Annotated in this window: 10 protein-coding genes; 5 read left to right on the forward strand and 5 right to left on the reverse strand. The window is 60.2% G+C overall.

The genetic code is table 11. The features are described from left to right. Position 1: 1 nt before the first annotated feature. Positions 2-1,126, reverse strand: coding sequence for an MFS transporter (locus KYX69_RS20170; protein ID WP_300500817.1), 1,125 nt, complete (start codon positions 1,124-1,126; stop codon positions 2-4). Between the two features lie 195 nt (positions 1,127-1,321). On the opposite strand from KYX69_RS20170, the gene KYX69_RS20175 reads away from it, so the two are divergent. Beyond that, positions 1,322-2,293, forward strand: a complete 972-nt coding sequence (locus KYX69_RS20175) for a nuclear transport factor 2 family protein (RefSeq protein ID WP_300500819.1) — start codon at positions 1,322-1,324, stop codon at positions 2,291-2,293. Between the two features lie 62 nt (positions 2,294-2,355). Here KYX69_RS20175 and KYX69_RS20180 read toward each other — a convergent pair whose 3' ends face one another. Together KYX69_RS20180 and KYX69_RS20185 are read right to left on the reverse strand one after the other, a co-directional pair. Continuing rightward, positions 2,356-2,853 carry a cupin domain-containing protein gene (locus KYX69_RS20180; protein WP_300500821.1) on the reverse strand — a complete coding sequence of 166 codons (498 nt, stop codon included), beginning with the start codon at positions 2,851-2,853 and terminating at the stop codon, positions 2,356-2,358. Next, complete coding sequence (locus KYX69_RS20185) at positions 2,850-3,812, reverse strand: fumarylacetoacetate hydrolase family protein (RefSeq protein ID WP_300500823.1); 963 nt, start codon at positions 3,810-3,812, stop codon at positions 2,850-2,852. Before KYX69_RS20185 ends, KYX69_RS20180 begins: the two co-directional genes overlap by 4 nt. On the opposite strand from KYX69_RS20185, the gene hisD reads away from it, so the two are divergent. From hisD to KYX69_RS20200, 3 genes are read left to right on the forward strand one after another with little or no spacing between them, the layout of a single operon-like run. Further along, complete coding sequence (hisD, locus tag KYX69_RS20190) at positions 3,763-5,313, forward strand: histidinol dehydrogenase (RefSeq protein ID WP_300500825.1); 1,551 nt, start codon at positions 3,763-3,765, stop codon at positions 5,311-5,313. The two genes, KYX69_RS20185 and hisD, sit on opposite strands and share 50 nt — an antisense overlap. Next, positions 5,310-6,074, forward strand: coding sequence for an SDR family oxidoreductase (locus KYX69_RS20195; RefSeq protein WP_300500827.1), 765 nt, complete (start codon positions 5,310-5,312; stop codon positions 6,072-6,074). Before hisD ends, KYX69_RS20195 begins: the two co-directional genes overlap by 4 nt. A 23-nt stretch (positions 6,075-6,097) precedes the next feature. Then, on the forward strand, positions 6,098-7,246 hold the full coding sequence (locus tag KYX69_RS20200; RefSeq protein ID WP_300500830.1) for a S9 family peptidase: 1,149 nt from the start codon (positions 6,098-6,100) through the stop codon (positions 7,244-7,246). Between the two features lie 18 nt (positions 7,247-7,264). Here the strand turns inward: KYX69_RS20200 and KYX69_RS20205 are convergent, their stop codons facing one another. After that, the gene (locus KYX69_RS20205; protein WP_300500832.1) at positions 7,265-8,377 is read right to left on the reverse strand and encodes an FAD-dependent monooxygenase; all 1,113 of its coding nucleotides are present in this window, start codon (positions 8,375-8,377) and stop codon (positions 7,265-7,267) included. Between the two features lie 22 nt (positions 8,378-8,399). Next, positions 8,400-9,458, reverse strand: a complete 1,059-nt coding sequence (locus KYX69_RS20210) for a VOC family protein (protein WP_300500834.1) — start codon at positions 9,456-9,458, stop codon at positions 8,400-8,402. 149 nt (positions 9,459-9,607) lie between these two features. On the opposite strand from KYX69_RS20210, the gene KYX69_RS20215 reads away from it, so the two are divergent. After that, positions 9,608-9,734, forward strand: a 127-nt coding sequence (locus KYX69_RS20215) for an FAD-dependent oxidoreductase (protein ID WP_300500289.1), incomplete at its 3' end; no start/stop codon positions are given.

Raw genomic sequence — 9,734 nt, forward strand, 5'->3', positions numbered from 1 at the left:
CTCATACCTCCTTTGCTCGCAGCAGTGGGATCGAAACCATCGCCACAAGAGCGCCAACTGCCGCAGCAATGCCCAGCGCCAGGAAGGCCGAGAACAGTCCGGAAAAATTCTTGGACAGGAAGGTCACCACTACGGGGCAGAGGAACTGCCCGAGCGCAAGCGAGCCCTGCCACAGTCCTGCACCGCGCCCACGGACCTCGAAATCGAGCTGGCTCATCGCCCAGACCAGCAGGGTGGGAAGCAGCATCCCTGCCCCAAGCTGATTGATGAAGCAGCCGATCAGAAAGCTGGTCGGCGACTGTGCCAGCGCCATGATGGAGAAACCGGTGGCGAGCATTACCAGTTCAACCATCAGCAGCATGACCGGATTACGGCCGGTAAGCCGCGAGTAAATCAGCGTGCCGAGCGGCACGCCGATGCTCGCAACCGAGGTAAAGAAGCCGATTCGTGCCGGGTTTGTCATGCCCAGCTGGTCGAGGCCGACACTCGCTTGGATCTGGACCGTGTAGAAAAAGACCGAGCTGTAAATTGTTGCCACCAGGACCGGGATGAAACGCGCCCAAGGGAACCGGTCCCAGCTTGCGTTGTGAGGCGCTTCGGCGGCCTCGGCGTTGGGATTGTCTTCCTTGGGTTCCCAGGTGAACAGGATTACCAGCGCCATCATCGCAAAGGCCGACAAATAGACCCAGAACGGTGTCCGCCATCCGAACGCGCCCAACTGCCCGCCCAGATTGAAGAAGATCAAAGCAGAAATCGATGCTGTTGCCGTCTGTGCGGCCAGCCAGCGATCACGCCGGTCGCCCTTGAAATAGTCCCCGATCATCGTGGTGGTCAGCACCATGATGAGCGCTTCAAACACGCCGACGCCGACGCGGGTCGCTAAAATCCAGGTAAGGTCGCTGAGAAAGATGGGCGCGATACCGAAGGCAGCATAGCCGACGAACGAGGCGAGCAGGATTCTGCGCCGACCGTAATAGTCGCCCAGTATCCCGGCAACCGGCGATAGCAAGGCGATGCACAGTGCCGGAAAGGTGAGCACCATCGGCACCCAATATTCATAGTTCGGGACCGTGCGGAACTCTTCGATCATCTGCGGCAGGATGGGCGCGAGCAGTACGATCGCCATGGTTGAGAGCGTGATCGGTAGCAGCAGGGAAATCCCGGTCAGAAATCCGGGCTCTTGGTGCGCGTGTGCGCTCGATGTGGACGGCATTCCGGCTACTCTCCCTCAATCGCAACGCCGTCGCTCGTGCGGCATCCTTCCCGCACGATAGCGATGCTCGGCGCTATCCGGCAAAGCGAATGGATGGATTGAGATGGATTGACGCGCTGGATAGGCGAGGCTTCCCGCCGCTATCGCTTTCATGGATGCCTCGATTTGCGAGAACGCGCTTCGAGCATGCGGCGTTACCGCATAGACCTCAACGTGCGGACATTCGGGCCGTGCCGACATCGTGACCTTCTTTTAGGGGGTCGCCGACGGGGCCAATTCATTGAGGAGAGGATGATGAAAGTTGCCATTGGGCTGACCGCGCTTGCGGCCACCATGTCGTTGGGCTCTGCAGCCAGCGCTCAATCGCTTGCGTGCGGCAAGCCGATGACGACCGATCAGAAGCTGCAGCGTGTTCTCGACATTGCTGAGATCACAAATGTCGCTTCTGCCCATGCATACTATCATGGCGCGACGTTGCATCAGGACGAGATCGAAAAAGTCTGGTCGAAGCGCGACGACATTTCTTGGACCAACAACACCGACCGCTATTCGACGCGCAAATCGGTGTGGGCCTTCTATGTGGAGAACCTCAAGAATTTTCCTACCAAGGGGGCGATGTGGTATCACATGCTGACCACTCCAATGATCGAAGTCGCTGGTGACGGGAAGACCGCGCGCGCGATCTTCATGTCGTTTGGCAACGTGTCGGGCGTGATGAAGCCGGGCGAACCGGAAGCGCAATGGACGCAGGAAAAGTACGGGATGGACTTTATCCGCGAGGATGGGGTGTGGAAAATTTGGCGGCTGCGCACTTTCGTAGAATTTTACACGCCTGTCGGAAAGTCGTGGCTGGATCCCAAGGACAATATCGCAGCAGTCGATACGCTGGCGATGGACGGCAAGAATCCGGATGGAACGATGAAGGCCGGTGTCCAGAAGGAAGCCGGTGCGACCTTCTTCAACGTCAAGCCGGACGAGAAGAAGCAATTCTATCGGGCCTACACGACCGATCGTGAGCCGGAACTTCTGCCCGCACCGCCAAAGCCCTATTGCTCGTACAGCGAACTCGAACCCTTTTGATCGCACACGATTGGAAAAAGTAGGCGGGCCGGACGTTCCGGCCCGCCCATTTTTTCGGACTGTCAGGGGTGGATATCGGGAAGCGGTAGGCCGTCGACTTCAACGGGCAGCGCTTCGGTGAGAATGAACACAATCCGGCACGTTTCGGTCGGGCTGGGATTACGCCACAGATGGATCGTGCCGCGCTGAATGACGACGTCGCCCGCACCGAGCAAAACCGTTGCACCATCATCCAGCTCCAGTTCGACATGACCCGAGACGACGATGCCATAGTCGAGCGAACTGGTGCGGTGAAAAGGTGAGGCTTCGCCCGGATACATGTCAGTCGTACGGATGACCGATCCGCCCCGCAGCGTGGTGCCGGCATCGCGCGTTCGACCGTCAGTTGGGTCATTATTGTCTACGGGCAGGTCAGGTGCTGTCCATAGCAGGCACATCGCAGCATCGCCGGTGGCGACATCGACCGGGTCGAAACGTGCGTCTTCGACGAAAACGGCGCGTCCTTGCGCGTCGTGGCCTGTCACGACCCGACGTACTGGTCCTTTGTTGACCTTGCTCACGGCTGCACCACCCGCTGCTCGATGACGCCGAACGGAGCCCGGCCATCGGCCAGCTTGGCCTCCATCCGGACGGTGTCACCATAACGCATAAAACCAGTCCGCGCCGCGCCCTCATCGACAATTTCGATACCGCGACGCTCAGCAATGCAGGACGATCCAACCTCACGGAAATTGGCGTTCGACACCGTGCCCGAGCCGATTACCGTCCCGGCAACAAGCGTGCGGGTGCGGGCGGCATGGGCAACGAGCTCGTCGAACCCATAAGCCATCGGGCCGCCATGTGCATTTCCGAACCGCTCGCCGTTCCAGTCGACAGCAAGATGGAGGTGCGGTCGGGCATCGCGCCAACTGTCGCCCAATTCATCCGGCGTAATCGCGAACGGCGCCATGCCGCAGGGGGGTTTCGCCTGAATCCAGCCAAACCCTGACTTCATTTCTCGTCCCGCCAGTGCGCGCAGTGACCAGTCGTTGATTTGAACGATGAGGCGAATGTGCTCTCGGGCGTCCTCCACCGACGTACCCATCGGTACCGTATCGACAATAATCCCGAACTCGCCCTCGAAATCGATTCCCAAAGCTTCATCTGCCATGGGGACATCGGCACGCGGGGCGAAGAACGTATCGGAGACGCCCTGATACATCGGCGGCCAGTCGGGCTTGTCGGGCGTGATGCCCAGCGCCTTGTCCATCAACTGCGCATGGCTCGGATAGACCGATCCGTCGAGCCATTGCCACGCCCGTGGAAGTGGGGCGAGCAACGCGCCGGAATCGAGCAATTCTCCGCCACCTGCGGCAAGTTTCTGATTCACTGCCTGGAGGTCTGCTTCGGCATCCGACCATCGCTCGATCACGCTTTGCAATGTTGGCCAACGCGCGACGCGGGCACATCGTATTCCGTCGGTCGACACCATGACCAGCGTGCCGTCTGGCCCGCCCTGTGCAAGAGTTGCCAGACGCATCTTGAGTCCTCTCCAGTTTCATCAAACCCCATACTGCGTGGCCGATGGCTCAGATGGGGTCCACGCAAACCGCTTGATAGGACCGTTCGACGGAATCGATTGGAAGCGCCTGCGCTGCGGGCGGATAGGCGGACGGGACGCCCGATCGGGGCATGGTTTGACATGGAGAGGCTGGATGGCCGAATGGCTCAAGCGGGCGGTAACCGCCGAAATTCGTGCGGAAGCAGATCGCAAGGTGCGCGACGTTGTCGAGGCGACGCTTGCCGACATCGAACGCCGCGGGGATGCGGCTGTGCGGGAATTGTCGATCAAGTTCGACGGTTGGGACCGCGAGGATTATCGTCTGTCGCAACAGGAAATCGACGACTGCCTGAACTCGCTATCCCCTCAGGACATCAGGGATATCGAGTTCGCCCAGGCGCAAGTCCGCAACTTTGCGCAGATTCAGCGTGACAGCATGCTGGATGTCGAAGTCGAAACGCTTCCAGGCGTCGTGCTGGGCCACAAAAACATCCCAGTCAATGCGGCGGGCTGTTATGTTCCCGGAGGCAAATATCCGCTTCTGGCCAGCGCGCATATGAGCGTCATAACCGCCAAGGTTGCTGGCGTGCCGCGCGTGATTACCTGCGCCCCACCGTTCGAGGGCAAGCCAGCCCGCGCAATCGTTGCGGCGCAGGCGATGGCGGGCGCTGACGCGATCTATGCCCTTGGCGGTATTCAGGCGATTGGCGCGATGGCGCTTGGGACCCAGAGCATCGATCCGGTCGACATGCTTGTTGGTCCCGGCAATGCATTTGTGGCCGAGGCCAAGCGTCAGCTTTTTGGTCGGGTCGGGATCGACCTGTTTGCCGGTCCGACCGAGACGATGATCATCGCGGATGAGACGGTCGATGGCGAAATTTGCGCTACCGACCTGTTGGGTCAGGCTGAGCACGGTCCGGAAAGTCCGGCGATCTTGATCACCAACAGCCGCAAGCTGGCACAGGAGACCCTGCGCGAGGTGGAGCGCCTGCTCACCATTCTCCCAACCGCTGATATCGCGCGTCAGGCTTGGGAAAATTACGGTGAAGTGATTCTGTGCGATGACGAGGCCGAAATGCTCGAGGTCGCGGACTTCTACGCCAATGAGCATGTTCAGGTAATGACCCGCGATCCGGATTATTTTCTGGCTAACATGACCAACTACGGTGCGCTGTTCCTTGGGCCGCGAACCAACGTCGCCTATGGCGACAAGGTTATTGGGACCAACCATACCCTGCCGACCAAGAAGGCAGCGCGCTATACCGGTGGGCTCTGGGTGGGCAAGTTCCTCAAGACCTGCACCTATCAGCGGATCACGACCGATTCCGCTTCAGCCATGATCGGCGAATATTGCAGCCGCCTCTGTGCATTGGAGGGCTTTGCGGGGCATGGCGAGCAGGCCAATGTCCGCGTCCGCCGCTATGGTGGTCGCAATGTTCCCTATGCCGGCGCGGCCGAAGCGCTGGTACCGCAACAATGATGCTGCCGCGCACGCCATCATTCCGGCTGGACGGGCGGCGCGCGCTGGTGACGGGGGCGGGGCGGGGTATCGGCCTTGCGCTTGCCGCAGCGCTTGCGGAAGCCGGCGCTGCGGTAACGCTTGCTGCGCGCACGTCCGAGGAAATCGAGGCCGGTGCCGGCGCGATTCGTGCTGCAGGCGGCGATGCCAGGGCGGCGGTACTGGATGTCACCGATCTTGAAGCGGTCGCCACATTTTTCGCAGGTTCGCCCGCATTCCACTGTCTCGTCAACAATGCCGGCACCAATCGGCCGAAGCCGATGCAGGAGGTCAGCGAAGCCGACTATGATGCCGTGCTCGATCTCAACGTCAAATCGGCCTTTTTCGTAGCGCAGCATTGTGCGCGGCGGATGATTGCGGAGGGGGCTGCCGGATCGCTGATCCATATCGGATCGCAAATGGGGCATGTCGGGGGACCGAACCGCTCGCTTTATTGCGCCTCGAAATGGGCAATGGAGGGGATGAGCAAGGCGTTCGCGCTCGACCTGGCTCCGTTTGGTATCCGCAGCAATACGCTCGCGCCGACCTTCATTGAGACACCGATGACCCGGCCCTTTTTCGAGGATGAGAGCTTTCGCGCCAGCGTGCTGGCCAAAATTAAGCTCGGTCGCCTTGGAAAGGTCGAAGACCTGATGGGCGCTGCGCTGTTTCTGGCATCGGACGCGTCCGCGCTTGTGACCGGTACCAGCCTCGTCGTCGATGGCGGCTGGACCGCCGACTAACCTCGAACCCTTGGGAGATCACCGTGTTCGAACCGTTCCCCGGAAACTATGTCTGGAACCTCCAGACAAATCTCGCTTTGGTTTGCGGCGGCAATCACGGCGAAATCGACGCCGCGAACCGCCCGATTTTTGAAGCCGCGACGCAGGGCGGTGACGCCGGTACGGCGACGCTGTTCGACAGCTGGGTCGCCGTTGCGGATCAGGTTACCCGCAATGCCGAAGCCGACGAGGCGGCTGGATACCTGCTTTCGGCTGGCACCAAATATCTACGCGCGTCAGGCTATTATCTGTCGGCCGAGCGCATGCAGAGCCGCGACTATGCTCCGCGATGGGCGGCTTATGACAAGGGGCTCGAGTTGTATCGCAAGGGCGTGGCCCTGCGCGGTCTGCATATCGACTTCGTCGAAATACCTTATGGCGACGCCAGCTATCCCGCCATCTTTGTCCATGACGGGAGCGGGGTGCCGCGGCCCGCGCTGGTGTCCTGCAACGGCCTCGATTCGATGAAGGAGCAGGTCAACATGGCGGGGCATGGCGCCTCCAATCTGGAGCGGGGCATGAATACGCTGTTCGTTGATCAGCCCGGCACAGGAGAGGCGCTGCGCAAACGCGGCCTGCCCGCTGTATATGACGCCGAACGCTGGGGAACACCGGCGTGGGAGTATCTTGCGTCCCGACCCGACGTCATCGCTGAAAAGATCGGCATGTTCGGCCTGTCCCTGGGCGGATATTACGCGCCGCGGGTCGCGGCCAATGAGCCGCGTTACGCGTTGTGTGCAGTGATGGGAGCCAACCACGTCTGGGGCGCGCGGCAGAAGGAACGCCTGGCCAATGAAGGCGAAAACCCGGTCCCGCATTATTGGGACCATGTTCTGTGGGTCTGGGGAAAGAACACGGTTGAAGAGTTCATGGCGGACATGCCGCGCGTCACCCTGGACGGTGAGATCGAGAAAATGCGGATGCCGTTTCTTGTCACCCATGGCGCAGGTGATCGTCAGATCCCGGTATCAAATGCCTATCGCAGCTATGACCAGGCGGTGAACTCGAAAAAACGCCACCTGCGCATCTTCACGCAGGCCGATTTCGAGGTCGAGCATTGTGGTGCCGACAACGGGACCGTGATGCGTGACTATATCGCCGACTGGTGCGCTGAAACGTTCGCTGAGCTGTGATCGAAGTCTGGCGGCGGATCAATATTCCGCCGCCAGCCGATGAAGTCCCGCCCCGATATGGCTCCCGACAACTTCTGCGGGTGCTCCGTCCAACTGCATATTTCCGACCCCGACGCTTGTCTCCACCACGTCGCGACAGCGCGGGAAACGGCGGGCGCTATAGGCCAGCAGGCTTGCTGAAACGCTACGGTCCGCAAGTGCCAGTTCTTCGGCCAGCACCAATGCATCCTCGACCGCCATGCCGGCACCGGACGCAAGGTGCGGCGTCGTTGCATGCGCTGCGTCGCCGAGAAGCGCGATCCGACCAATGGCCCACGGCTCGGGTTGAAGAACTGCTGCGAGGGGGCGGTAATTGACCCAGTCGCTACGCTGCATGTTCTCACGGATCCATGCAATGGTGCCGCCATAGCCAGCCAGTTCCGCATGAAGGCGGTCAAATGCCTCGTCGTCCGGCATCCAGCTTCCGGGCTCGTGCCGGGTCAGCATCCACATATAGATTTCGGTCGGACTGCACGCTGTGATTCCCGCAGGGGCAGCGCCACCCAGGTAGAATTCCCCCCGTTCGAAGCCCGCAGGCCGCTTCATCGAAATCCGCCAGCATGCCTGCCCGGTTTCCTGCGGTTCAAGCTGGCCGGGAAAAATCAGCGAACGCACGCGCGAGAGAATTCCGTCGGCCCCGATGACCAGGTCCATGCGATCCCTGCGGCCATCACTGAACGTTACCGAGACGCCTGTGTCGTCCTGCGCAAGGCTATCCACAGTCAAGCCGAGTTGCACATTGATATCGAGCATTTTGACGCGCTGCTGCATGATGCGGTGCAGGACCGGTCGCATGATGCCCCCAGTGGCAGGGAGCCCTTCCTCCAGTACCGGTTCATCGAGCTGGTTGAGGAATGTCCCGTCGCTCGCAAAGATGCGCGCTCCGTTGGTGATCGCGCCCTGCGCCTTGATTGCTTCGAGCATTCCCAAACGGCGATAGGCGCGTAAGGTTGGCCCGGTGATCGTGATCCCCGCGCCATAGACCCGCCAGGCGGGATCGATGTCGATCAATTCGATCTCATGTCCGCTTTGCGCAAGCGCAATCGCCGCGGACATCCCACCGATGCCGCCCCCCACGACGAGAATTTTCATGCCTTGATTCCTCTCCACACGCTCAGATCGCGTGCTCATCCTTTTCTGTGATCGTATCGAGCCGCGGATCGCGGGGTGCCGACGAACCCTTGCGATAGGGCTCGAATGATCGCTCATCGGGGTCGAAGGTCATGTCCCAGGGGATGTCGTCACCGCGAAAAATTGGTGGGGTGTTGGATGACCAGAGCAATGATCCGAATTTGAAGTCCCAGGCGCGCGGCACCCAATTATCGTCGAGGTAATCGGTGTCGGCGTGATATTCGGCCTCACCCCCGTTCGGATTGTCGACATAATAATACAGTGCAGATGAAATCCGGTGGCGCGACAAGCCACCCGATGCATTCATCGATTCATTCTTCCAGCCACGTTTTTCCATGATGTTCGCGCCCAGCATCAGCTCATCGACGTCGTCGACACCGAACGCGATGTGCATGAATCCATAGCCATCGGGCGCGAAGGGAAGGTCGCTATTTACCCAGAAAATTGAATGGTGCTCAAACGTGCCATCCGCCCGAGCGAAGATACCCACGCCCTTGTTATGGTCGGAGTAGCGGAAGCCGAGGCGATCTCGATACCATTCGTAGCTCGCAACATAGTCGGGTGAAAAATAGACGACATGATTGATTGTCTTGGGGATCGCGCGATGCCGCCATTGGCGATGCTGGTTCATTCGCTTGATATTGTCAGGCGCGTTGACCGGATCGGGACATGAAATCACCGTCCGCTTGTTCCAGACTCTTAGCCCGAGATGTTGTCCATCGGGAGCTTCAAAGAATGCAGACCCGTCGGCGTCGCGCTCGACTTGGGTATCGACCGCAATCTTCGCGACGAGCGCTTCGAGATTGGCAAGCGTATCCACACCCCATACGGTTAGGCGGACGCCATTGCCCTCGAACCGACGCGGCGGAAGCTGTGGATCGTCCGCGTTCATTACAATCACGCGGCTTCCCGATGCGACTTCAAACGTCGCACGTTCTGCCGTCGCCGAGACGGGCTGCAGCCCGAAATCCGACCAAAAGCGTGAACACAGTGCCACGTCCGAGACGCCGAACGTGACGCTTTCAATGCCAAGAATAGCCATTTTGCCCTAATCCTCTCGCTGCTCTTGTCCTGCGGTTGAGGTCCGTGAGGGAAATGGGTTTGGTGGAGCCTAGCTATTCAAAACGCCGAACGATGCGCCCTGCAGCAAATGACTAGATTAGTGGCCGGCCATTGCGAGGAAGCAACGAAATGCAGTTCGATATCGTGATCGTGGGTGCGGGGCATGGCGGGGCACAGGCGGCGATCGCGCTGCGGCAGGCCAAGTTCGAAGGGACGATCGCGGTGATCGGCGACGAACCCGAGCTGCCCTATGAGC

The organism is Sphingomonas sp., from assembly GCF_030145815.1.
Lineage (GTDB): Bacteria > Pseudomonadota > Alphaproteobacteria > Sphingomonadales > Sphingomonadaceae > Sphingomonas.

Excerpts from the sequence above, each read along its gene's own strand:
- KYX69_RS20210 (WP_300500834.1), bottom strand. The coding sequence starts at position 9,458 with ATGGCTATTCTTGGCATTGAAAGCGTCACGTTCGGCGTCTCGGACGTG.
- KYX69_RS20195 (WP_300500827.1), top strand. The coding sequence starts at position 5,310 with ATGATGCTGCCGCGCACGCCATCATTCCGGCTGGACGGGCGGCGCGCG.
- KYX69_RS20205 (WP_300500832.1), bottom strand. The coding sequence starts at position 8,377 with ATGAAAATTCTCGTCGTGGGGGGCGGCATCGGTGGGATGTCCGCGGCG.
- KYX69_RS20185 (WP_300500823.1), bottom strand. The coding sequence starts at position 3,812 with ATGCGTCTGGCAACTCTTGCACAGGGCGGGCCAGACGGCACGCTGGTC.
- hisD (WP_300500825.1), top strand. The coding sequence starts at position 3,763 with ATGACCAGCGTGCCGTCTGGCCCGCCCTGTGCAAGAGTTGCCAGACGC.
- KYX69_RS20170 (WP_300500817.1), bottom strand. The coding sequence starts at position 1,126 with ATGGCGATCGTACTGCTCGCGCCCATCCTGCCGCAGATGATCGAAGAG.